At 47.4% G+C, this 23,546-nt stretch carries 19 protein-coding genes; 12 read left to right on the top strand and 7 right to left on the bottom strand.

Features of this window, described 5'->3' with window-relative positions; genetic code table 11:
- Positions 1-139: 139 nt before the first annotated feature.
- Together GGU45_RS13290 and GGU45_RS13285 are read right to left on the bottom strand one after the other, a co-directional pair.
- Positions 140-820 carry a hypothetical protein gene (locus tag GGU45_RS13290; RefSeq protein ID WP_435225450.1) on the bottom strand — a complete coding sequence of 227 codons (681 nt, stop codon included), beginning with the start codon at positions 818-820 and terminating at the stop codon, positions 140-142.
- A gap of 323 nt (positions 821-1,143) precedes the next feature.
- Positions 1,144-1,500 (bottom strand): YraN family protein, encoded by a 357-nt coding sequence (locus GGU45_RS13285; protein WP_435225449.1) that lies wholly within the window; start codon positions 1,498-1,500, stop codon positions 1,144-1,146.
- A 38-nt stretch (positions 1,501-1,538) separates the two neighbouring features.
- On the opposite strand from GGU45_RS13285, the gene manA reads away from it, so the two are divergent.
- Together manA and pyrF are read left to right on the top strand one after the other, a co-directional pair.
- The gene (gene manA / locus GGU45_RS13280) at positions 1,539-2,747 is read left to right on the top strand and encodes a mannose-6-phosphate isomerase, class I (protein WP_435225447.1); all 1,209 of its coding nucleotides are present in this window, start codon (positions 1,539-1,541) and stop codon (positions 2,745-2,747) included.
- A 20-nt stretch (positions 2,748-2,767) separates the two neighbouring features.
- Entirely contained in the window at positions 2,768-3,577 is an 810-nt protein-coding gene (pyrF, locus tag GGU45_RS13275) for an orotidine-5'-phosphate decarboxylase (protein WP_435225446.1), read from the top strand.
- A 108-nt stretch (positions 3,578-3,685) separates the two neighbouring features.
- On the opposite strand, the gene GGU45_RS13270 is transcribed toward pyrF, so the two are convergent.
- The 4 genes from GGU45_RS13270 to GGU45_RS13255 all read right to left on the bottom strand — a co-directional run bounded on the left by GGU45_RS13270 (position 3,686) and on the right by GGU45_RS13255 (position 8,019).
- Positions 3,686-4,258 (bottom strand): cupin domain-containing protein, encoded by a 573-nt coding sequence (locus GGU45_RS13270; protein ID WP_435225444.1) that lies wholly within the window; start codon positions 4,256-4,258, stop codon positions 3,686-3,688.
- 170 nt (positions 4,259-4,428) lie between these two features.
- Complete coding sequence (locus GGU45_RS13265; RefSeq protein ID WP_435225442.1) at positions 4,429-4,926, bottom strand: hypothetical protein; 498 nt, start codon at positions 4,924-4,926, stop codon at positions 4,429-4,431.
- Positions 4,927-5,037: 111 nt separating this feature from the next.
- Positions 5,038-5,352, bottom strand: a complete 315-nt coding sequence (locus GGU45_RS13260; protein WP_435225440.1) for an L-rhamnose mutarotase — start codon at positions 5,350-5,352, stop codon at positions 5,038-5,040.
- Positions 5,353-5,631: 279 nt separating this feature from the next.
- On the bottom strand, positions 5,632-8,019 hold the full coding sequence (locus tag GGU45_RS13255; protein ID WP_435225438.1) for an alpha-ketoacid dehydrogenase subunit alpha/beta: 2,388 nt from the start codon (positions 8,017-8,019) through the stop codon (positions 5,632-5,634).
- Positions 8,020-8,157: 138 nt separating this feature from the next.
- Between GGU45_RS13255 and GGU45_RS13250 the strand changes: the two genes are divergently transcribed.
- The 10 genes from GGU45_RS13250 (at position 8,158) to GGU45_RS13205 (ending at position 22,383) form a co-directional block, all read left to right on the top strand.
- Entirely contained in the window at positions 8,158-8,547 is a 390-nt protein-coding gene (locus GGU45_RS13250) for a DUF1573 domain-containing protein (RefSeq protein WP_435225436.1), read from the top strand.
- A 90-nt stretch (positions 8,548-8,637) separates the two neighbouring features.
- Complete coding sequence (locus GGU45_RS13245; RefSeq protein WP_435225434.1) at positions 8,638-9,837, top strand: pyridoxal phosphate-dependent aminotransferase; 1,200 nt, start codon at positions 8,638-8,640, stop codon at positions 9,835-9,837.
- 469 nt (positions 9,838-10,306) lie between these two features.
- Complete coding sequence (locus GGU45_RS13240; RefSeq protein ID WP_435225432.1) at positions 10,307-11,626, top strand: ammonium transporter; 1,320 nt, start codon at positions 10,307-10,309, stop codon at positions 11,624-11,626.
- Between the two features lie 143 nt (positions 11,627-11,769).
- Positions 11,770-14,817, top strand: a complete 3,048-nt coding sequence (locus tag GGU45_RS13235) for an amidohydrolase family protein (protein ID WP_435225431.1) — start codon at positions 11,770-11,772, stop codon at positions 14,815-14,817.
- 17 nt (positions 14,818-14,834) lie between these two features.
- Entirely contained in the window at positions 14,835-16,112 is a 1,278-nt protein-coding gene (locus GGU45_RS13230; protein ID WP_435225429.1) for an amidohydrolase family protein, read from the top strand.
- 268 nt (positions 16,113-16,380) lie between these two features.
- On the top strand, positions 16,381-17,025 hold the full coding sequence (locus GGU45_RS13225) for a TetR/AcrR family transcriptional regulator (protein WP_435225428.1): 645 nt from the start codon (positions 16,381-16,383) through the stop codon (positions 17,023-17,025).
- An 87-nt stretch (positions 17,026-17,112) separates the two neighbouring features.
- Positions 17,113-18,435: a TolC family protein gene (locus GGU45_RS13220; protein WP_435225426.1), complete on the top strand. Its 1,323-nt coding sequence runs from the start codon at positions 17,113-17,115 to the stop codon at positions 18,433-18,435.
- Positions 18,436-18,457: 22 nt separating this feature from the next.
- The gene (locus tag GGU45_RS13215) at positions 18,458-19,567 is read left to right on the top strand and encodes an HlyD family secretion protein (RefSeq protein ID WP_435225424.1); all 1,110 of its coding nucleotides are present in this window, start codon (positions 18,458-18,460) and stop codon (positions 19,565-19,567) included.
- A gap of 262 nt (positions 19,568-19,829) precedes the next feature.
- Positions 19,830-21,416 carry a DHA2 family efflux MFS transporter permease subunit gene (locus GGU45_RS13210; RefSeq protein WP_435225423.1) on the top strand — a complete coding sequence of 529 codons (1,587 nt, stop codon included), beginning with the start codon at positions 19,830-19,832 and terminating at the stop codon, positions 21,414-21,416.
- A gap of 283 nt (positions 21,417-21,699) precedes the next feature.
- Positions 21,700-22,383 (top strand): YdcF family protein, encoded by a 684-nt coding sequence (locus GGU45_RS13205; RefSeq protein ID WP_435225421.1) that lies wholly within the window; start codon positions 21,700-21,702, stop codon positions 22,381-22,383.
- Between the two features lie 100 nt (positions 22,384-22,483).
- Here GGU45_RS13205 and GGU45_RS13200 read toward each other — a convergent pair whose 3' ends face one another.
- Positions 22,484-23,497 (bottom strand): cytochrome d ubiquinol oxidase subunit II, encoded by a 1,014-nt coding sequence (locus tag GGU45_RS13200; protein WP_435225419.1) that lies wholly within the window; start codon positions 23,495-23,497, stop codon positions 22,484-22,486.
- Between the last annotated feature and the right edge of the window lie 49 nt (positions 23,498-23,546).

The raw sequence follows: 23,546 nt of genomic DNA, 5'->3' as shown, positions 1-23,546 counted from the left end.
AACCTGTCGGTTTTAACCAGACTCATTTCTGCATTTCTTATCGGATATTTCATATTTTACATTTCCATTGCCACATATCGTCTTCCAGGCTATTAATTGTTCCCGGTTATTGCAATGACTTTTTTAACCAGGGTTCTGATTATTTAAAGGTGAGGGGCACATCATGAATGATGTCTTTATCTTCATACCGGATCTTAGCGTAAAGATGATCCTTGCTGATGTTTACTGAATCTATGAAGGAGTGTACATTGTCGTGGTCTACACCCTTCACGCCAGTATCGGTAAGCAAGGTCTTTGCCTCTTTTCCTGTTTGAACATCTTGCACATAAAGGAAGGTATTGTCATAATAAGAAACCAGGCCCTCTGCTACTTTGAACTTTGGATCAAAGCTGTTTACCGCGCTAAAGTATTTCATGGGGCTGATGCCTTTGCCCACGGGTACTTTTATAAGATAGCCGCGGCCGGTACCGCAGTCGTTGAATTTGAGCCATGCAGCCTGGCCCTCAGCAAATTCATAACCAAAAAGTGCTTTTCCGGGTTTGATTTTGCGGCCCTGGAAGAATTCGGTAAACCCGATTTTTGCATTGCCTGCTTTTCCATTGTCGAAAAGGATCGAATCGATCTGGCAATCTTTAAAACTTACGGTAACAGATGGTTTGTCTGGCGTAGGGCTGCCCAAACGCAGGGGCTCTTTAATACAGGCAGAATCGGTACAAAAAGAGGAGGAAGCGGTTTCGGTGGTGCCTTCGGAGCTGCCACCACAGGAAGCCAGCAGCACAGCCAGGGTAATGGCACTTAATGCAAGGGAATTTCGTTTCATTCTTGTCGTTTAAGATCGTTATAAAATAAATGCAGATCGCTAATTTACAAATTAAAAATGAGACTTGAGATATCAGACCTGAGACAGAAGTGTTTCAGCTTAAGGTTTCATGTTTCATGTTCGGTGCTAACGAGATTTTTGCAGAGTAGCAGGTCGTCGGTTTTTAGATGTGAGATCTGAGATTTCAGATTTGAGAAATTCGGGAGATGTTAACGTCAGTTTTCAGTTATCAAACTGCAAAAGCATCCGGCATTTAAAATCAGAATTGGATTTTCAGTGTCTCGCATTTCACATTTCACATCTCATTTCTCACGTCTCATCTCTCACAAAAACACATCTTCAATCAAAAAATATTCAGGAGGCTGGCCTGTTTCAATGGTAATGGATAAGATATCATACTGGATGCGGTAATGCCCCGGGTGCTGATGCAGAAACTCATCAGCAGCCTGCTGTAAATACCGGAATTTTTTTTTGGTGACGCTTTCCTCCGGGTAGCCAAACTGGGCGCCGCTCCGGGTTTTTACTTCCACAAAATGCAATTTGCTGTTTTTGGTAGCAATAATATCAATTTCGTAATAGGAATACCGCCAGTTCTGAAACAGGATCGTATAATCCTTCTGCGCCAGGTAAACGGCAGCAAGCTGTTCACCGTGTTTTCCCAATTGATTATGTGTAGCCATTCAGTTATCTTTACCCCCAAGTTAATCTAATTTTTGATATGCAGAAACTGGCATTACTAAAAGGAGCTGTCAAGCATTACGACTGGGGTGGTGTGTCGTTGATACCCTCCCTGCTCCAGGTAGAAAACCCGCAGATGAAACCCTTTGCCGAATACTGGCTGGGCGTGCATCCGGGCGCTCACTGTATATTGGTAATGGACGATGGCAGGGAGCTGTTACTGCGCGACTATATCCAATCATCGCCCGAAGCATTGCTGGGAGCGGCTGTAAATGCCGCATTTGGCCAGATGCCATATTTATTAAAAGTGCTGGATGTAAAGGATATGCTTTCCATACAGGTGCATCCTTCCAGGGCTGGGGCTGTGCTCGGTTTTGAGGCAGAAAACAGCCGGGGTATTCCTCTGAATGCTCCCGGCCGCAACTACAAAGACGCCAATCATAAGCCCGAGCTGATGGTGGCGTTGAGCGGTTTTTACCTGTTGCATGGCTTTAAGCCGGAAACGCAATTGCTGCAAACGCTGGAAGCTGTTCCGGAGCTGCATTCTTTTATACCGGTGTTTAAAAGTGAAGGGTATAAAGGCCTGTATAAAAGGGCCATGGAATTGCCGCAGGAGGAGGTAAATATACTGCTGCAGCCGTTGATTAACCGGATCATTCCCCTGTATCAACAGGAGAAACTGGACAAGGCTTCGGAGGATTTTTGGGCGGCGCGGGCGGCTCAGACTTTTGTTCAGCCGGGGTCCATTGACCGGGGAATTTTTTCGATCTATTTTTTTAATATCGTTCACCTTAAAACAGGGGAAGCCATTTTTCAGGATGCCGGGGTGCCGCATGCTTACCTGGAAGGATACAACGTGGAGATCATGGCCAGCTCCGATAATGTGCTGCGCGGCGGGTTAACCTCCAAGCATATTGATACGGCGGAGTTGCTGAAACATACAAAATGCGAAGCCACGCATCCGCAGATCATTCCGGCCGGAGGCAACAGGAAAGCAAAACGGTACCCGGCGCCGGTTACGGATTTTGAACTGCATTCCTATGAACTGAATGCGGGCGATGAAGCCTTATTGCAGCCCGCCACGGCAGAACTTTTTTTACTTACAGAGGGGGAAGTGGCGCTTAGTTCCGGCGATAACCTTGCGGTGCTGAAAGCCGGCTCCATTGCGGCGGTAGCTTTTCCGGGCATGGAGGTGAAAGTACGGGCAGGCGCACCATCACTGTTGTTTCGTGCAACGGTGCCATTATAAATTTAATAAACTATATAGCAATGACCCGGGAAAAATTAGTGGCGTTGATCCGCCGGAAAGGATCTTATTTGTGTGTGGGATTGGATACCGACCCCGCAAAATTGCCGGCACATTTATCCGGAGATACTGATGCCATATTCCATTTTAATAAAGCTATTATTGATGCTACCCGCGCTGCCTGTGTTTCCTATAAGATCAATACCGCTTTTTATGAGGCGCTGGGAGCAAAGGGCTGGGAGCTGATGGAGAAAACCGTTCATTATATTGGGGATGATCATTTTAAAATTGCCGATGCCAAACGGGGCGATATTGGCAATACCAGCACCCAGTACGCCCGTGCCTTTTTTGAAACACTGCCCTTTGATGCCGTTACGGTGGCGCCTTATATGGGGGAAGACAGTGTAAGACCCTTCCTGGAGTATGAAGGAAAGTGGGCCATTGTGCTGGGGCTCACCTCCAATAAAGGAGCACAGGATTTTGAGCTGCAGCCCAGCGGCGAAGGCCTTTTGTATGAGCGGGTATTAAAAACCGTATCGGGATGGGGCACCGATAAAAACCTCATGTTTGTGGTGGGAGCCACGCAGGCCGATGCGTTTATCCGCATCCGGGAGCTGGTACCGGATCATTTCCTGCTGGTGCCCGGTGTGGGCGCCCAGGGAGGAAGCCTTGAGGAAGTTTCTGAAAAGGCCATGAACCAGGACTGCGGATTGCTGGTGAATGCCAGCAGGGCCATTATTTATGCTTCGGGCGGGGAAGACTTTGCAGTAGCAGCAGCAACAGCAGCAGGCCAGTACCAGGCCGAAATGGGAAAGTATTTAGAGCGGTTCTGACGATCCATTGCGATCGTTGCGGATCCATGGCGTCTTTGCGTTAAAAAGGGGATACAAAAAATGTTATGCACCTCTGTTTTTTAACGGCCGTCCAACGTTTTGCCTGTTTTACCGGAGGTAGGTCTCTGCCGGCTGCCAGATGGTAAGCAGCCCTTCTCCGGGGCCAAGGATGGGGTCGTTATCAGGGATGGCAATGTTGGCAATGATAGGATCCGCCTGGTTGGGATTGCCTGGTTTGTTACCCCGGAGCTCCGGAACCACATTTACAGAGCAGGCGCCCACCATCTTAAAATCTGCGTCCGATTCAATACACCGGAGCGCTACCCCTGCGGGAATCACCATTACATCGCCTTTTTCAAGGATCGTGCTAATGCCGAGCCTTCCGCCCAGTTGCCATTTAGCTTCTCCGGCACAAATGCCCAGGACAATATGCGTGTTTGCATAATAATGGGTAAAATCATGCGCCTGTAGGGCAGGAGCCGGAAACCATTTGTTGGAGCGGAACTTCTTCGTTAGCCAACCCTCACAGGAGCCATATTCTTTATCAAAAAAGCCCCGGTACACCAACAGGGGGAGCAGGCTGCTGGGGATCCGTAGGTCTTCTTTAAAATAAAAAATATCGGGATTGGTTCTTCTTAACTCCCACGGGACCCATTCTTGTGGTTTCTGTTTTTTGGGCATGTTATAATCCTTACAAGCTACATGCCAGTAACCGCCCCGCAACAGATTTATACCAATACTTTTTGAAAAATCAGCAACAAAGGCTGTTTGACAGGAGGCGGAAGGTTAAAACATACATAAAAAAGCCGTTCCGGCGAAGAAACGGCCTTTGTTATTTGGATGGTTAATGGTTATTTTTTTTCGAAATTGTAAACGATATAAATAGTTCTTCCTTCAAAGGATATAGGCGATTGCGCTATGAACTGATCCTTTCCTGCTGAAGTGACTTCCAGCGAATATCCTTCGGCCACATTTTTAGACTGGTTCTTTTTTAACCCGTCTACCCGCTTAAAATTAAGGTGTGTAGTTCCGTTGGAGTTCCGGGTAGACCACAGGATTTCGCGCGCTCCTGCCGAACAGCCTTGTCCGTTGATGGTATAGCTTCCATAGCCGTTATTTGGGAAGACCCAAACACTGCCCTCAAAACATCCGAGAGCCACATCGTCAAAAGCCTCCACCTTAAGATTTTTGGTATTAGTGCCTTCTATGCTGACGCCGGTTACGACCCAGGTCCCTTTAAAATCCTGCCGGGGAACCGTGGAGGATGCACTTTTTTTACTATTGGAGCAGGCGGCGCTTATAACGGAAACGGTTATCAGAAGCAGGGCGAATTGCGAAATTCTTTTCATAATCATTGTTTTTATGCTTTATGCAATTGAAATGCCAAATTTTGAGGATAGACGGCTTGTTGTGGTGAAAGGTTTGGTGCCGGTTGTTAAAATCCTGCGTACAATACCCCGTCAGATCCTGAAGATCGACTGCATCAGCACCCATTTTTCGCCCGGCTTTGCAGTAGGCAATGCCTGCTGGTAATTCCACATGAGCGTTTCCCATTCCTGTACCCGGGCGTTTTGGGCATCGGCGGCTTGTTTTTTCTCAAAGGAAAATTCCGGTGCTGTTTCCATAATCATGAACAGGCGGTTTTCAACTCTGAAAATTTCCATACACCGGATGCCGGAGTCGAGGATGCTTTGCCGGATCTCCGGCCATACCGCCAGATGATATGCTTCGTATTCGGCAATTAGGGCCGGGTCGTTTTTTAGATCCAGGGCCAAACAATATCTTTTTAATGGTTCCATTTTCTGATGTCTGATGTCTGATGTCTGATGTCTGATGTCTGATGTCTGATGTCTGATGTCTGATGTCTGATGTCTGATGTCTGATGTCTGATGTCTGATGAACCTTCTAAGGTACGATGACTGCGTTAACAAACGAAACCCCCATTTTCAAATTTTCAAATCAGCACATCCTCACATCCTCACATCCTCACATTTTCACATTTCCACATTTTCATATTAGCATTGAACGTTAAACCTTGAACTTTGAGCAGAAAACTACTCCCGCATCATGTCGATGAGTACGGCTGCAATTTCTTCCGCGTTCGGTTTACTAAAATAATCTCCATCGCTGCCGTAGCCGGGCCGGTGCTCCTTAGCGGTAATGGTACGCGGCGCTACATCCAGGTACCGGTAGCCACCCTGTTCTTCCATCACTTTGTTAAACATAAAAGCCGCAGCCCCGCCCGGTACATCTTCATCAATAAATACAATGCGGTTGGTTTTTTTGAGCGAGTCAAGAATCCGGTGATGGATGTCAAAAGGCAACAGGGTCTGCACATCGAGCAGATCACAATGAATGCCCAGTGGAGCAATCTTATTGAGGGCATCCTGGATGATACGCAGGGTAGAGCCGTAGCTTACAATAGTAATATCGGAGCCTTCCTGCAATAGTTCCGGTATGCCCAGTGGAACCGTCATGGTTTCCAGGTTTTCAGGCAACCGTTCTTTCAACCGGTAGCCATTAAGACTTTCTACTACCAGCCCCGGATCATTGCTTTGCAATAAGGTATTATACATACCTGCCGCCTGTACCATATTCCTGGGCACGCAAACATGGATACCTCTTAGGGAATTGATGATCATTCCCATGGGAGACCCGCTGTGCCAGATGCCCTCCAGCCGGTGCCCCCTGCTCCTGATAATAAGTGGGCAAAACTGCTGGCCGCCCGTACGATATTGAAGGGAGGCTACATCATCTGTCAGCGGCTGCAATCCATATACCAGGTAATCGAGGTACTGAATTTCGGCAATAGGTCTCAGGCCCCTTAAGGCCAGCCCAATGCCACGCCCCATAATGCTAAGCTCATGAATGCCGGTATCCGATATCCGTTCGGCACCATGTTTCTTCTGCAGGCCTGCAAACCCCTGGTTTACGTCTCCGATCTGCCCCAGGTCTTCTCCAAAAGCCAGCACTTTAGGGTTGCTGGCAAAAAGCCGGTCAAAGTAGTGGTTCAGAATTTCATAACCATTAATCAGCGGGGACTCCCCGGTTATAACAGGTGCCACGGGTAGTACTTTTAAAGCGCTTTTAGCTCCTTCATTCAATAAATTTGAATTATAAATAGCGGCATTTTCCCTGCAGAGCGCATCGTAATAAGTATGAACGCTGCCGGCTTTGTTGCCACAAATAAGAATGGCTTTATAGAGGGTTTGCAACACATTTTTTCGAAGCGGCTCGCGGTTGGTTACCAGGTCCGGGAGCAGCTTTTTTAATTCGGCGCTCTTTTCGGGTACCTCAACAATCAGCTGGTTCAGCAGGTTGCGGGTATGTTCTACCTGTTCCTTGATGGGCTCCAGGTAGGCTTTCCAGGCATTGTCGCGGCCTTCTTTTACATTATTGCGGGCATCGGTTTCGATCTTCTCAAGCGTGGCTTCATCGGCCAGCCCGTTTTTAAGGATCCACTCCTTCATTTTTTTAAGGCAGTCCCGCTCCCGCTCCCATTCCAGACGTTCGGTCGATTTGTACCGCTCATGGCTTCCGGAAGTGCTATGGCCCTGCGGCTGCGTTAATTCATCTACATGAAAAAGAACGGGGGTATGTGTTTCCCGCGCCAGGCTCACTCCTTCTTCAAAGGCCTCAATCATCCCCATATAATCCCAGCCCTTTACCTTCGAAATATAAAAGCCATTGGTTCCTTCCTCTTTTTCAAAGCCCTTTAATGCTGCGGAAATTGATCCTTTGGTCGTTTGCATTTCCCGCGGAACAGAAATCCCGTAGCCATCGTCCCATACAAAAATAACCAACGGCACCTGTGCAACTCCTGCGGCGTTAACCGTTTCCCAAAAATGCCCTTCGCTGGTAGATGCATCGCCAATGGTGCAAAAGCAAACCTCGTTTCCATTGTTGGACAGGTTTTTGAACTGATGCAGTTCCGGCACTTCCCGGAAGCTTTTGGATGCATAAGCCAGTCCGAAGGAACGCGGCATTTGCGCGGCAGTGGGCGCCATATCAGTAGCTGTATTTTTGATCTCGGTCAGGTTCAGCCAGTTGCCTTCAGCATCTGCATTCCTGCTGGTGTAATGACTGTTCATCTGCCGGCCCACACTAAAGGGCTCATGATCCGGGTTGGGATCTGCATACAGCTGTGCAAAATACTGCTGAGCGGTACCTACCCCTAAGGCAAACATAAACGTTTGGTCGCGGTAATAACCACTGCGCCAGTCGCCCGGTTTAAAAAACTTGGCCATTGCAATCTGGGCTACTTCCTTCCCATCTCCAAAGATGCCGAATTTTGCTTTGCCCGTTAATACCTCTCTCCGGCCCAGAAGACTGGTTTCACGACTCAGGCAGGCAATGTAGTAATCGTGCAGAATGCCATCTTTAAATTTATCAAAAGAAAGCATCTCCCCCGGGGTAGTGAGGTTGGAAGTCTTATTCTCCATATTGGCAAAAATAGGGATATCACAATATACTCATTACTGAATAATTTTTGAAAGAAACGTGCAACTTTTGGAAACTGTTGAACATCTATCCTGTAATTTTGTTGTTTTTACAGTTGTTACCAATAAAAAAATAAGAATATGAAGCATTTTTACCTTTTAGCGGTTTTGTTTTTTATGAGTTTTGCAGTTACCACCAAAGCACAGGAAGCGGTATCGGCAGACAAGATGATCAAAATGGCAAAGGAAGAATACAAGGTAGGAAAATTGAAGTTTAAAGAAGGTACTACTTTTTTTATGGAGTTTACCAATATTAGTAAAAAACCGGTAATTGTGGAAAGTGTATTGGTGGGATGCGGATGCACGGTGGCAGAAAAACCATCGGCTCCTGTTATGCCCGGTAAGGTCGGCAAAATAAAAGTGGCCTATGATGCAACCGCTGCTGCAGGCAGTACTTTTAAAAAAGATGTAACAATCAAGATAAAAGGCGCCCAGCCTAAAACGGTATATTTTACCGGCGAGATCATTTAGGAGTTTAGTTTTTTAGTTTTATTGAATAGTCCCAACTTATTCCATCTGTAAAGGTGGAATTTTTTTATTTTTGCCCTCTTATTTTTCTGTATGATTCAAATTTCTCAAAGAGGAGAGGAAATGCCGGCTTCACCTATCCGGAAGCTGGTGCCTTACGCGGAGGCTGCCAAGCGCAGGGGGGTAACGGTGTATCATTTAAATATCGGGCAGCCGGATATAGAAACACCGCCAGCCACTATGCAGGCAGTAAGGGATGTGCACATGCGGGTGCTGGAGTACAGCCATAGTGCGGGCAATGAGAGCTATCGCCGTAAGTTGGTGGAGTATTATAAAAGGATCGGGATTGCGGTAACGCACGAAGAAATCATGATCACCACCGGAGGCAGCGAGGCCCTGCTCTTCGCTTTCTGGGCCTGCCTAAACCCGGGCGATGAAGTCATTGTGCCCGAGCCTTTTTATGCCAATTATAATGGATTTGCCTGTGAGGCGGGTATAAAAGTGGTGCCCATACCTTCCGGTATTGATACCGGTTTTGCCTTACCGCCGATAGCGGACTTTGAGCAGGTTATTACAGAACGGACCCGGGCCATCCTGATTTGCAACCCCAATAACCCTACCGGCTATTTGTATAGCAATGAGGAGGTAACGGCGCTGGGCGCCATTTGTAAAAAACACGACCTGTTCCTTTTTTCTGATGAAGCCTACCGGGAGTTCCGGTATGAGGATGATAGCGAATACCTGAGCCCGCTGCAATTGCCGGGCCTGGAGCAAAATGTGGTTGTGATGGACACAATCAGTAAACGGTATAGTGCCTGTGGCGCCCGGATTGGGGCATTGGTTACCCGCAATAAAGCGGTTTACCAAACGGCGCTCAAATTTGGACAGGCACGGTTGAGCCCGCCGGGCCTGGCCCAGGTGTTGGGGGAGGCCGCTGTGGATCTTCCTGCAAATTATTTTGATGGTACCCGTGATGAGTACCGCCGCCGGCGCAACCTGCTGGTGCAGCGGTTAAATGCCATGGATGGGGTGTTTTGCCCCAACCCAGGAGGCGCTTTTTATGCAATGGCGCGGCTGCCTATTGATGATTGCGACCGGTTTTGCCAATGGCTGCTGGAATCGTTTGCATATAAAAACCAGACTCTGATGCTGGCCCCGGCAACGGGGTTTTATGCAACCCCGGGATTGGGGCTCAATGAAGTACGACTGGCTTATGTAATCAATACAACGGCCATCAATGCCGCAATGGATTGTCTTGAAGAGGCGCTAAAAGTATATCCCGGCAGGAGCTGAAAAATAATCCCTTTAAAAATAATAGAAGCAGGCGTCTCAAAAGTCGTCATTGTCGTGCTGAATTTATTTCAGCACCGGACATGAGATTTGATTGTCAATAGATGCTGAAACAAGAATAGATTCCGGGTCAAGCCCGGAATGACATCTTCAGAATGTCAACACATTATAAAGCAGCTTTTGGGACACCCACTTTTTCTTGCCGCTTAAACAGCCGGCATGCCGATTTACAGGCCCGGAATTTTAAATAGTATAATAATTTTAAATATGTATGAAAAAGGTGTCGGCTCACTAAAAACCAGCTGAAATGCCACATAAATTATATTATAAAAAATAATATGTAAAATATTTATTTGATTTATTGTTGTTTTTTTATTTCTAATCGTATTTTTGAGTAAATAATGTAAGAAATATATATTAATTGATCTCTGTTTACTAATAATTATAAATGTAAAATATATACAATATGTCAATGACCCGAAAACTGGCTATTATTCCCTTTGTTCTTTTGATCCTGGTGGTGATCTTAAGTCTTGTGTTTGGACACAACCCAACTGCGTTAAAGCAATTTCCTGAAATCAACTCAGGCGACACGGCCTGGATGCTGACATCAGCCGCCCTGGTTTTGATTATGACGCCCGGACTGGCGTTCTTTTATGGCGGTATGGTTAAAAAGAAAAACGTGATCTCCACCATGCTCCAAAGCTATATTTGTATGGCCATTGTGTCCATGATTTGGGTGGTTTTTGGATTTAGCCTGGCCTTTGGGGATTCGGTTGGTGGTGTAGTTGGCAACCCCGGAACCTTTTTCCTCATGAATGGAGTGCTGGAGGGCAAACCCTGGTCATTGGCGCCCACCGTGCCGCTGGCGGTATTTGCTTTTTTCCAGTTAAAATTTGCCATTATTACCCCGGCGCTGGTTACGGGAGCTTTTTCCGAGCGTATCCGTTTTACTTCTTATATTTTATTTATCTGCCTGTTTATCATATTTATCTATTGCCCGCTGGCGCACGCAACCTGGCATCCGGATGGCATCCTGTTTAAAATGGGCGTGCTTGATTTTGCCGGAGGAACGGTGGTGCACATGAGCGCCGGGCTGGCAGCTTTGGCGGGTGCCATTTACCTTAAAAAGCGAACGGACACGGGAGAGAATAAACCCGCGCGTATTACGTATGTGTTATTGGGTACCGGGCTGCTTTGGTTTGGCTGGTTTGGTTTTAATGGCGGATCTGCGATGGGGGCCAATGCCCTGGCTGCATCGGCCCTGGCTACAACAGCAGTGGCTTCCGGCGCGGCTGCATTTTCCTGGATTATTTTTGACGCCCTCAGGGGTAAAAAACCTTCCGCAATGGGTACCAGTATCGGCGCTGTTGTAGGACTGGTGGCCATTACGCCGGCAGCCGGGTTCGTTAGTCTTCCCCATGCCCTGGTGATAGGCGTGGTAGCGGCAATCATCAGCAACCTGATGGTAGAGTGGAGAACCAAAACCTCCCTTGATGATACACTGGATGTATTTCCCTGTCATGGCGTGGGCGGAATGGTGGGCATGCTGCTGACCGGTGTTTTTGCCAATAAGGCCATCAACCCGGCAAACACTACCGGAAACGGACTGTTTTTTGGTGAAACAAAATTGTTTACCACTCATGTGCTGGTGTTGCTGGGCGTAATTGTTTTCGTATTGGTGATGTCTTTTATACTACTGAAAATAACCGACCTCATCACTCCGCTGCGTGCCAGTGAGGATGAAGAACTGGAGGGGCTGGACCGGTCGCAACATGGAGAAAGTTTATAAACACATTTAATTAATAATACTGCTGCAAGGATGCAGGAGTACCGTAGGAGATCATTGGGTCTCCTACAACTATTTAAGGACAATGCAATTTCAGGGCAGGGATACCGATTATTTTTCCTATTTTCCTGAAAAATTATTTGCGGATGAAAAAATTGTTGTTGCTCCTGGGGCTGCTGCCGGGGCTGATGGCGGCGGCCCAGACCACCTTTCCGGTAAATGGAGTAGCCGATCCCCGGCCCGGGAGCTTTGCTTTTACCAATGCCACTATCATAAAAGATGCCTCCACCACCATTCAGAATGGCACCCTGGTGATAAAAGAGGGCAAGATCATTAGTGCAGGCAACGGCAGTATTCCTCCGGACGCAGTAGTGATTGATTGCAAGGGGAAATATATTTACCCTTCGCTGATTGACATGTACAGCGATTATGGTGTTTCGGCTACCCAGCGGGCGGGCGGGACTTTTGCTTTTTTTGGCCCTCAGCAATTTAATAGTAACACCAAAGGACCGTACAACTGGAACCAGGCGATCAGGAGCGAAGTAAATGCAGCCGACCTCTTTGGTACTGATGATTCCAAAGCCCAGCCACTGCGAGAACTGGGCTTTGGAACCGTGCTCTCACACCAGAAAGATGGCATTGCACGGGGTACCGGTGTAGTGGCTACGCTTTCGGGTAAAAAAGAGAACATGGTTATCCTGAAAGAAAAAGCTGCGGCATTCTATTCCTTTTCAAAAGGCTCATCTACTCAAAGCTATCCCACCAGTATGATGGGTGCCGTGGCTTTGTTAAGGCAAAACTACCTGGATGCACAATGGTATAAGAACCGGCCGGAAAAAGAAGGCATTAACAAAACCCTGGAAGCATGGAATGATGAGCAATCCCTGCCACAGGTTTTTGAAACAACAGATAAGTGGAGCGGCTTAAGGGCCGATGGCATTGGCGATGAGTTTGGCGTGCAGTACATTATAAAAGGAGGAGGTAATGAGTACCAGCGAATCGGCGAGGTCGCCGCTACCAAAGCACCCTATATCCTCTCCCTGAATTTTCCGGATGCGCAGAAAGTGGAAGACCCGGCCGACGCCCGGTTTGTGGCCTGGAGCGATCTGGCACATTGGGAACTGGCGCCCACCAACCCGGCCGTATTCGAAAAAGCGAAGATCCTGTTTGCGCTTACAACGGCAGACCTGAAGGATGTGAAATCTTTTTGGCCCAACCTCAGGAAAGCTATACAGAACGGGCTTTCGGAAAAAACGGCGCTGGAGGCCTTAACGAAAACGCCCGCCACCTTGTTAAAGATCGCGGATAAAGTAGGAAGCCTTGAACCGGGGCGGCTGGCCAACTTCCTGATCACGAACGGTGACCTGTTTGCCGAAAAAACAAGTATACTCGAAAACTGGATACAGGGCGAGCGGTATGATATCAACGCAAAGAACAGCAGTGAATTAAAAGGACAATACACCCTGGCGATTACCGAAGGAAGTACTGTAACGCAGTATCAGCTGGAGGTAAAGAATAATACATCAGCCACGGTAAAGGCGCAGGAGGCGCTTACTACCAGGTTTAGTACAGACGGAAACCTGGTTTCCCTCAGCTTTTCGTTAAAGCCAACAACCAAAGTGATCGGCACCGGACAAAAAGATTCTGTATTTGATAATAAACAGGCCGGAGCGCTGATCCGGCTAAGCGGAGTTAACTATGGCGCCAGTTGGCAGGGGGTTGGCGCTAATGAAAAGGGAGCGCCGGTGAGCTGGGTGGCTTCGCAGATCAGTTCAACACCTGCAACAAAAGATTCAGCAAAACAAACTTTTATAAAACCCGAAGCCCAAACTGTTTACCCCTTCAGCAGCTATGGCACGGCCATGCTGCCTCAGCCGGAAACCATCCTCATAAAAAACGCTACTGTATGGACAAATGAACCGGGGGGAATACAGGTGCAGACGGACGTGTTGGTAAAAGAAGGAAAGATCGCACAGGTAGGAAAGGGACTTTCTGTGGGCGGGGCCCGGGTAATTGATGGCACCGGCAAACATCTTACGCCCGGTATTATTGATGAACATTCTCATATCGCCGTTTTCTCTATCAATGAAGGGGCGCAGTCGGTTACTTCGGAAGTGCGGATCGGCGACAACCTGAATCCTGATGATATTAATATTTACCGGCAACTGAGCGGTGGCGTCACCACTTCCCAGATCCTGCACGGATCGGCCAACACCATTGGCGGGCAAAGCCAGCTGATCAAACTGCGCTGGGGAGCAGATGCCGAAGGACTAAAGTTTAAAGGAGCCGATCCCTTTATAAAATTTGCCCTGGGCGAAAACGTAAAACGAACAGCCGCCACGCAGGGTAACAGCCGTTATCCCGATACGCGAATGGGCGTGTACGAGGTACTCAATGATGCCTTTCAGCGGGCACGCGATTACGAAAAAGCCATAAAGTCGGGCGATAAAACGGTGAGGCGGGATCTGGAACTGGATGCCCTTGTGGAAATTCTGAACAACAAACGATTTATTACCTGCCATAGTTATGTGCAAAGTGAAATACTCGGGCTGATCAATATAGCCGAAAAATATGGATTTAAAGTAAATACATTTACGCATATCCTGGAGGGCTATAAGGTAGCAGATCGTATCAAACAACATGGGTCTAATGTATCTACCTTTTCCGACTGGTGGGGCTACAAAAACGAAGTGCGGGATGCGATACCCTACAACGCAGCCATTATGCATCAGCTCGGGCTCAATGTTTGCATCAACAGCGATGATGCGGAGATGGCCCGGCGGCTGAACCAGGAAGCGGCCAAAACGATCAAATACGGCGGCGTTTCTGAAGAAGAAGCCTTTAAAATGGTAACGCTCAATCCTGCAAAGGCATTGCATATCAGCAACCGCGTTGGAAGCATCAAAGTGGGAAAAGATGCCGACCTCGTATTATGGAGCAGCAACCCGCTTAGCATTTATGCCCGGGCGCTATACACCATGGTAGATGGCGCTGTTTACTTCGACCGGCAAAAAGACAGTGAGAATCGTGGGCACAGAACTGCAGAACGCAACCGCCTGATCCAGAAAATGCTGTCGGCGACAAAAGCCGGGGTACCCACAGTGCAGGTAAAACCAACCGCCCAGGTGGTATTGCATTGCGAAGATCATGAACATGCCGATGGTGTACTGGCAGCAGATGCGTTTGAATTTTAAATCTCAAAATTAAACCGATGAAGTTTTTAGTATATATTATGGTATTGTTTTTTACGGTGCCGGTAATAGCCCAGGATAATGTGTATCCTGCAAAGAAACAAGAAGGTACCCTGGTGATCCGCAATGGCATTGTTCACACCGGTACCGGCCAGGTGATACAGGGCGGCGTTGTGGTAATTAAAGACGGAAAAATTCAAAAAGTAGGGGACCAGGTTGAAGCGGTGCCGGGAGCCGCAGAGGTAGATGCCGCGGGCAAACACGTTTACCCGGGCCTGATCCTGGCCAATACCGACCTGGGGCTGCGGGAAATCATAAGCGGGGTAAGAGGCAGCAATGATTATTATGAGCTGGGCGATTATAACCCGGATGTTCGTTCCATTGTGGCCTACAATACGGATTCACGGGTCATCAATACGCTAAGGTCAAACGGGATCCTGCTGGCCAATATTGTTCCCGCCGGACGCCTGCTTACGGGCAGTTCCTCGGTGGTACAATTAGATGCATGGACCTGGGAAGATGCCCTGTATAAGGCGGATAATGGCATGTTTTTGGACTTGCCGATGTTGCTGAAGTCGCCGCGCGCCGGTGCTGCAGATCCGGTAAAAGAAGGAATGAAACGGATTGAAACGTTGAAGTTGTTTTTACAGGAAGCAAAAGCGTATAGCCGGTCTGCCGAAAAAAAAGAAGTGAACCTGAAGTTTGAAGCATTGCGGCCCCTGTTTGCAAAAAAACAAAAATTATTTATTAACGCCAATATATCCCGGCAAATCCTGATGGCCATCGATCTTGCAAAAACGTTCGACATTCAGGTGGTAATTGTGGGGGGCAGCGATAGCTACCTGCTGGCGGGTCTTCTGAGGCAGAACAATATCCCGGTGATCCTGAATTCGATCCATGCATTGCCTACCCTCGAAGATGATGATGTGGACCAGCCCTTTAAAACCCCTGCCATATTACAAAAAGCCGGGGTACTTTTTGCGTTAAATGATGATGAAACCTCGGCCCGCTACCGCAACCTGGCTTTTTTTGCCGGTACGGCGGCGGCCTATGGATTGTCAAAGCAGGAAGCCCTGCAGGCCATTACCCTGAATGCGGCCCGCATCCTCGGCATCGATGATCGCGCGGGCTCGCTCGAAGCAGGCAAGGATGCCAATATTGTAATCACCACCGGAGATATCCTCGATATGAAGGAAAGTGTGGTTACGGAGGCCTATATCCAGGGTCGCAAAATCAATCTTGATAATAAACATAAACAACTCTACGACCGCTACCGGCATCGCTACCAGCTGCCATAAAAAATGAACCGGTAATCTCACTGGATTAATTAGCGGAAAGAATCTCTTGATTTACTATGGTCTCCAAGCCTGAGTGAGACGGTATTCCCTTTTGTATTTCAATTAAATAGAAGCAAATGAGCCTTTATGGCCAAACGCACCCGGCTTTAAGTGGTTGAATTTCAGGGCTTGATGTGGGTTAATTTTTCTGCGATTTTATAAAAAATTAAACAATCGTTTGATTAATTAAACGATTGTTTAATTAACTTCGTGCAGGAAATTTTTAAACGTGTCAGCAGAATTTACTCAAAAGCAGCTGGAGATTATGGAGGCGGCGGTAAAGCTCTTCGCCGGAAAGGGATTCGATAATACATCGGTGCGGGATGTAGCCACTTCAGCAGGTGTAAATGTGGCCATGATCTCCTATTATTTTGGTTCAAAGGAAAAGTTGCTGGAAGCGATTTTTATTAAGTATATAACCACCATGCGCACCCGGCTGGAGGAGATCGTCTTTGCCAGCAATGTTACCCCCGCTGAAAAAATTGACCGCATTATTGAAACCTATATTGATACAATTGCGGCCAACCGCCATTTTCATTTGCTGATGATAAGGGAACAGGGGGTCATGAAAAATAAAGTGATGTATGATGGCGTAAAAAGCCTGAAACTAAAAAACACCTCATTGATTAAAGGGGCCATCAAGGCCGGGGCACAGGCAGGTGTTTTTAAAAAGAATGTAGACATTACCATCCTGGCGCTAACCGTTTTCGGAACCATTAACCAGGCGTTTAATACTCAGCGGTTTCTTTGCGAACAGTACCGAATTGATCCCGGGGATGAAGCCGAGTTTTTGAAAGTGATCATTCCGCGGCTGAAAACACATTTGAAATCTATTGTCAGAAGCTACCTGCTGGTGAAAGAAACGGATAAATAAATAGAAGGTATCATACGATGGTCATTTTTTTGGTGGATCCTTCCGGCGTTTGGAAAGGATCAATGAAGATCAACAAAAAAGAAACAGATGAATAAAAGAATAACAGCCATTGCAATCTTGTTTTCGATGCTGGCGATGTTGAGCAATAACCTTTTTGCTCAGGATGTAAAAAAACTTTCGGTAAAGGAGGCGGTGGAGCTTGGTTTGCAAAGCAGCAAGCATTTAAAAATAGATCAGGCCAAAGTACTGGAAGCAACCGCTGCTTTGGAGGAGGCAAAAAATCATCAGCTGCCGGATTTTAAGATCAGCGGATCTTATATGCGGTTAACAACGGCCAAAATTGATATGAAGGCCACACAAAAGCAAGAGGGGAGTTCCGGTGGGGGGATCCCTGAAATTTCACAGGCTATGTATGGTATTGCCAATCTATCGCTCCCTTTATATGCAGGCGGAAAGATCCGGTACGGTATCCAGTCTGCCAAATACCTTCTGGAGGCCGAAAAGCTGAATGCGGGAAATGATCAGAATGCGATTGTTTATAATCTTATCGAAGCGTATACCAACCTGTTTAAAGCTGCACAGGTAATTACGGTGATCAAGGAGAACCTGGCGGCTTCTGAAAGCCGGGATTCCAATTTCATCCGGCTGGAAGATAATGGGCTGATGGCCCGTAACGACCGCCTGAAGGCGCAGCTGCAAACTTCCGATATAGAACTACGGCTGCTGGAAGCGCAAAGCAACTACACGATAGCTAATGTAAATATGGATTTGTTGCTGGGGTTGCCGGAAAACACGGTAATAGAAGTGGACCCTGCCTTTATTAACGAAGTACCGCAGGAGCAGTCGTATACGTATTATGAAGACAAAGCGGCGGAGGGCCGGCAGGATATAAAAGCGCTGGGGTATCAGCAAAAAGCGGCGGACCTGGGTATTAAGGCTGCAAAAGCCAATTATCTTCCTTCCCTGGCGCTTACCGGTGGGTATATAGCATTAAATGTACCGGGATTTTTGTCGGTAACCAACGCGGTGAATGCGGGGGTGGGCGTTCAATACAGCCTCTCCAGTTTATGGAAAACCGGCGCCTCTATCAAAAAGGCAAAAGCGCAGGCGCTGCAGCTGTCGGCATCCAGGGAAATGCTGTCTGACAATATCCGTCTTCAGATCAACAGGGATTACCAGAATGCGCTGCTGGCCCGGAAAAAAATTGAGGTGCATGCCAAATCGCTGACCCAGGCAGAAGAAAATTACCGTATTACAAAAAATAAATATGATAACAGCCTTGTTACGATTACCGATTTGCTGGATGCGAATGTGGCGCTGTTGTCATCCAGGATCAATGTATTAAATGCCAGGGCGGATGCGGCCCTGGCACATCAGAAGTTGCTGGAAAGCTCCGGCATGTTGTTTTAAAAATTTGTAAAATCGTTATACCATGGCAAAGGAACAAGTTCAACCAAACGAAACCAATCAAAAGAAAAAGCGGAGCCCCGTATTCTTTATCATACTTGCGGCGCTGATACTGGGAGGCGGCTATTTTGGTATTAAAGCCTATATCTACGGCAAGCATCATGAGGATACCGATGATGCGCAGATTGCAGCCAATGTAAACCCGGTTATATCCAAGATCTCCGGGTACATTGCGGCAATAAAGGTAAAAGATAATCAGTTTGTACATAAAGGCGATACACTGGTAGTGCTGGATACCAGGGATCTGCAAATGGCGTTGGAACAGGCAGAAGCGGCCCTCGGTACGGCGCAGAGTAATATAGCTGCCGCCCGGGCGGGAACGGAAGCGGCTCATAAAAGCATCAGTACAGCCAATGCAGCGGTTGCAACCGCCAATGCGCAGATAGAGGCAGCCAGGGTAAATGTATGGCGTACTACGGAAGATCTGAAGCGTTATGAAAACCTGATAAAAGATCATTCCATCACCCAGCAGCAATACGAGCAGGCGCTCGCCGCCAAGCAAACGGCAGACCGCCAACTGGTCATACTTAAGGAGCAGCGGGGTCAGGCGGCTGCCCAAACAGGAGCTGTTAGCTTTCAGACAAAAGCAACCTCAAAGGAAATTGGCGTTACAATGGCAACGGCACATCAGCGTGAAGTAGATGTGGCCAACGCAAAACTGAACCTGAGTTACGCCGTTATTGTGGCACATGAAGATGGGGTGGTTTCCAAGGTGCCGCTCCAAACAGGGCAGTTTATCCAGGCCGGAGCACAACTGTTCAGCATCATCCTTGACAACGACAAATGGGTGGTGGCCAACTTTAAAGAAACACAATTATCGCGCATGGTAACGGGACAAAAAGTAGCCATCAATGTGGATGCATTTCCAAAACATGATTTTGAAGGTGTGGTAAGTTCCTTTTCTCCGGCAACCGGCTCTGTATCGGCTTTGTTGCCTGCTGACAATGCCAGTGGTAACTTTGTAAAAGTAGTACAGCGGGTTCCGGTAAGAATTGAATTTGTGAACAAGAATGATTCGCTAATACAAAAGCTACGCGCCGGCATGAACGTGCTGGTTGATGTGCATCTTAATTAGTGAGAAGGCGATGGCCAATAGTGAATAGTCAATAGTGAATAGTCAATAGTGAATAGTCAATAGGTAATAGTTAATAGTTAATCGGCAATGGTTAATAGGCAATGAATAATAGTCTCACTTTATATTTGCAATCACGCATCTCAGGTTTCACGGTCGACAACTGACCACTGACATTTTACTATTGATATTTTATTATTAACATCTCATCATTGACCATTCCCCATTCACTATTGCTTCCTCGCCACAAACAGTTATTGAATTTATGCAACAGCAAGACTCTCTTGTAGAATATGGTGCCCGGCGCGTGATTGTTACGGTTACGGCCATTATTTGTGCACTGCTTGAAATTGTAGACAGTACCATTGTGAACGTGGCGCTAAACGATATGAAGGGGAACCTTGGCGCAACCCTGTCGGAAGTTGGGTGGGTCATCACGGCCTACGCTATCGGCAATGTGATTGTTGTACCGATGACCAGCTGGCTCTCGCAGCAGTTTGGGCGACGGAATTATTTTGCAGTTTCAATCGTATTGTTTACAATATGCTCCTTTTTGTGTGGCAATGCTACCAGTATTTGGGAACTGGTTGCGTTTCGTTTTCTGCAGGGGGTAGGTGGCGGTGCTTTGCTGGTTACTTCTCAAACCATTATCACCGAATCGTACCCGATTGAAAAAAGAGGAATGGCGCAGGCTATTTATGGTTTGGGTGTAATTGCGGGCCCTACGCTGGGACCGCCTCTCGGAGGGTATATTGTCGACAACTTTAGCTGGCCATATATATTTTATATAAACATACCCTTAGGGATCATTGCTACGTTGCTGACATTGCAGTTTGTACGCAGCCCTAAATTTGCAGAAAAGAAAGCGGCCCATGAAATAGACTGGCTGGGCATTTTTCTGCTGAGTGCAACGGTGGGGTCCCTTCAATACATATTGGAAAGAGGACATGAAGATGATTGGTTTACCAGTAAAGCAATCATTGTATTAACCATTACCGCTGTTTTAGGATTGTTCTTTTTTATATGGCGGGAGCTTACCTATAAAAATCCTATTGTAGAACTAAGGGTACTTCGTAACGGGAACCTGCGTATTGGTACCGTGATGTCCTTTATCCTCGGCTTCGGGCTATATGGCTCCACGTTTATTGTTCCCCTCTATACGCAAAGTATTTTGGGTTGGACGGCGCTTCAGGCAGGCATGCTGATGATACCGGCCACGCTGGCAACGGCCTTCATGATGCCTTTTATCGGGAAAATGATCGCTAAAGGCGTGCCCCAGCAGTATATGGTGGCTACAGGATTGTTCCTCTTCTTTATTTATAGTTTCTGGGGATATAAGATCATTACCCCTGATACCGGAAAGGATGCGTTTTTCTGGATGCTCATCGTGCGTGGGGTTGGGTTAGGGCTGCTGTTTATTCCCATTACCACGCTGGCCCTGTCTACCCTAAAGGGGCAGGAAATTGGCCAGGGGGCGGCATTTACCGGTATGATGCGTCAGTTGGGGGGCTCCTTTGGCGTGGCAGCTATTACAACATTTATTGCCAACCGGAATATGCTGTACCGCAACGACCTTGTGTCAAAACTGGATGTAAACGACCTGAACGTACAGCAGCGGGTAAGTGGCTTGCAGCATAATTTTATGGCAAAGGGAATGACACCGGATGCGGCGCTGGGCTCGGCGCATAAGATCCTCGATTTTACTGTAACCAAGCAGGCCACGGTTCTTTCCTATATGGATGTATTCCTTTACCTGGGGCTGATGTTCCTGATCTGTATTCCATTTATTCTTTTTATCAGGAAGAAAAAAGGGAAACAGGAAAAAATGGATATGAGCGAAATGATGCATTGATAAGGCGGTTTCAGGTTTGAGATTTCATGTTTGATGCCGTTTTATACTCAATGATTTATTTCCATTCCCGGCCCGAAGGGAGCGTACTATGTTGTACCGGGCGCTCCACTTCTACATTTAACATTTTTCATTGGATATTTTAGATTCCCGAAGAGGGGCTGTTTCAGGTTTGAGGTTGGGCTCCGGAAAAGGGTTGCGGCCAAAAGCTGAAAAAGAGCGGCTGGCCGCTCGTGTCTCAACTCTCTTCGCTCCAATCAGAAACTTTGCCGTATTTTTAATATCAATGGTACAAAGAATCATCGCTGCATTGGGTATATTATTGGTTATGGTTTCCTTAAACGGATGTGTTTCTTACAGAAAACGACCTACGCGCTTATACGAGGAAGTCCTCTCAAAAAAAATGACTTTTGATGCCGGTATCGTTCCGGGGGTTCCGTTCCAAAACGGGAAATGGGATACGGTCATGAAAGGAAGGGTGATATGGGCGGTACAGCTTTATAACCAGGGTATCATCCGGAATATTATTTTTTCGGGCGGAGCTGTTTATTCGCCGTATTATGAGGCACGGATCATGGGACTTTATGCGCAGCAACTGGGCATTCCTGAAACACATATTTTTTATGAGACCAGGGCGGAACACAGTACCGAAAATGTGTTTTACTCCTACCAGATCGCAAGGCAGGAGGGGTTTAAGTCCATTGCTCTGGTTACCGACCCGTTCCAGTCGTCTATGATAAAAGGATTTACCCGGCGCAGGTTCGGGACCCCGGTGATACATATTCCTTTTATGGTAGATACACTAAAGAAGTATAATCATATTGACCTCATCATTGACCCGGCTCCCGCTTATGTGCAGCCGTTCCGCTCGATCCTGGACCGGGAAGGATTTTTTCGGCGTTTCAGGGGAACACTGGGCGCCTTTATTCCCTGGGAAGGCAAAGGACGGCGAAAAGCCCGGGCTTTGTAGTGCGTATACCTTATGTGTCAGCAGTAATTATGCTGGCGCCGTTTTTTCGTTAACCCTCGCGCCCCGGTTAGTGTTCGCGCCGACCGGAAACAACGCCGCATTAATCAACGGTCTCTTCTTGCTTGTTAAAGCTGTAAAGCAGGTAAAACAGGGCCGGCAAAATAAAAATACTTCCCGCCAAAAGCGCAACAGCCAGTGCATGGATCGTTTTATCGGTACCCTTGTGTATCAACAGGGATAAACCGTCTGTATTTTTCAGGTTGATCAGCACAGGATAATGCTCATAAGTAATAGCTACCAGCAGCAATGTGATCTGTGCCCCGGCAATGATCCGCAGCCATTTTGTTGCCTGGCGGAAGAGTGAAACCCACATCCATATTAATGAAATGGCCGCCAATACCACGCAGGTTATACTTACAGGGTTCCCAAAAAGCCAGTGTGCCAGGGGAACCCCATCCCGTTGTGCGGCAATCAGTACCAACAGGGCAGCACCAATAGCGGCAAGGCTCATGTGTTTGGCCTTCTGGATAAAGCGCCGCCGCTCCGCTTCAGTTTTGGTTTCCCCAATGATAAAAATAGCTGCCAGGAATCCACAGATGGTAACGGTAAAAATGCCCACGGTTGCAGGAAACACCCCCACCCAGCTGAAAATATAGGCATCGGGGAAATGGGTAGCCCGCGGGTCGATTCTCCCGGCAACGGCGCTGCCGGCAATAATGCCCAGGAACAGAGGCGTAATCACACTGGAATACATAAAGGTTTTGGAATAAACCATCTGCATTTTATCCTGCACCGCATCGTAGTTCCGAAAGCTGAAGGCTGTGCCCCTGGCCACAATGCCCAGCAGCATTATGACCAATGGGATATGAAGGTAGATGGATATTGTGGAATAGATGACAGGGAAGCCGACAAAGAGGATCACAATAGCAATGATCAGCCACATGTGGTTGGCTTCCCATATTGGGCCAATGGCGCGGTACATGGCTTTTCTTGTTTGTTCCTTGCTTTTCCTTGTAGAAAGAAACTCAAGGATGCCTGCGCCAAAATCGGCGCCTCCCATTAACACATAAAGGAGGATCGATGCCCACAAATAGGCCATAACTACATAAAGCATGTTTTATTTATTGTTTATTTTTTTGGTTTGTCATTAACTCAGACGTAAA

It is taken from the genome of Niabella hirudinis, from assembly GCF_051201075.1.
Classification (GTDB): domain Bacteria; phylum Bacteroidota; class Bacteroidia; order Chitinophagales; family Chitinophagaceae; genus Niabella; species Niabella hirudinis.
The sequence above is the reverse complement of the archived record's forward strand: the minus strand, read 5'-3'. Positions and strand labels throughout refer to the sequence as shown.

What these genes read in the sequence shown, in the direction of transcription:
- GGU45_RS13215 (WP_435225424.1), top strand. Translation starts at nt 18,458, where the DNA reads ATGGCAAAGGAACAAGTTCAACCAAACGAAACCAATCAAAAGAAAAAG.
- GGU45_RS13245 (WP_435225434.1), top strand. Translation starts at nt 8,638, where the DNA reads ATGATTCAAATTTCTCAAAGAGGAGAGGAAATGCCGGCTTCACCTATC.
- GGU45_RS13270 (WP_435225444.1), bottom strand. Translation starts at nt 4,258, where the DNA reads ATGCCCAAAAAACAGAAACCACAAGAATGGGTCCCGTGGGAGTTAAGA.
- GGU45_RS13255 (WP_435225438.1), bottom strand. Translation starts at nt 8,019, where the DNA reads ATGGAGAATAAGACTTCCAACCTCACTACCCCGGGGGAGATGCTTTCT.
- manA (WP_435225447.1), top strand. Translation starts at nt 1,539, where the DNA reads ATGCAGAAACTGGCATTACTAAAAGGAGCTGTCAAGCATTACGACTGG.
- GGU45_RS13290 (WP_435225450.1), bottom strand. Translation starts at nt 820, where the DNA reads ATGAAACGAAATTCCCTTGCATTAAGTGCCATTACCCTGGCTGTGCTG.
- GGU45_RS13235 (WP_435225431.1), top strand. Translation starts at nt 11,770, where the DNA reads ATGAAAAAATTGTTGTTGCTCCTGGGGCTGCTGCCGGGGCTGATGGCG.
- GGU45_RS13265 (WP_435225442.1), bottom strand. Translation starts at nt 4,926, where the DNA reads ATGAAAAGAATTTCGCAATTCGCCCTGCTTCTGATAACCGTTTCCGTT.
- GGU45_RS13200 (WP_435225419.1), bottom strand. Translation starts at nt 23,497, where the DNA reads ATGCTTTATGTAGTTATGGCCTATTTGTGGGCATCGATCCTCCTTTAT.
- GGU45_RS13250 (WP_435225436.1), top strand. Translation starts at nt 8,158, where the DNA reads ATGAAGCATTTTTACCTTTTAGCGGTTTTGTTTTTTATGAGTTTTGCA.
- GGU45_RS13205 (WP_435225421.1), top strand. Translation starts at nt 21,700, where the DNA reads ATGGTACAAAGAATCATCGCTGCATTGGGTATATTATTGGTTATGGTT.
- pyrF (WP_435225446.1), top strand. Translation starts at nt 2,768, where the DNA reads ATGACCCGGGAAAAATTAGTGGCGTTGATCCGCCGGAAAGGATCTTAT.
- GGU45_RS13210 (WP_435225423.1), top strand. Translation starts at nt 19,830, where the DNA reads ATGCAACAGCAAGACTCTCTTGTAGAATATGGTGCCCGGCGCGTGATT.
- GGU45_RS13285 (WP_435225449.1), bottom strand. Translation starts at nt 1,500, where the DNA reads ATGGCTACACATAATCAATTGGGAAAACACGGTGAACAGCTTGCTGCC.
- GGU45_RS13230 (WP_435225429.1), top strand. Translation starts at nt 14,835, where the DNA reads ATGAAGTTTTTAGTATATATTATGGTATTGTTTTTTACGGTGCCGGTA.
- GGU45_RS13220 (WP_435225426.1), top strand. Translation starts at nt 17,113, where the DNA reads ATGAATAAAAGAATAACAGCCATTGCAATCTTGTTTTCGATGCTGGCG.
- GGU45_RS13240 (WP_435225432.1), top strand. Translation starts at nt 10,307, where the DNA reads ATGACCCGAAAACTGGCTATTATTCCCTTTGTTCTTTTGATCCTGGTG.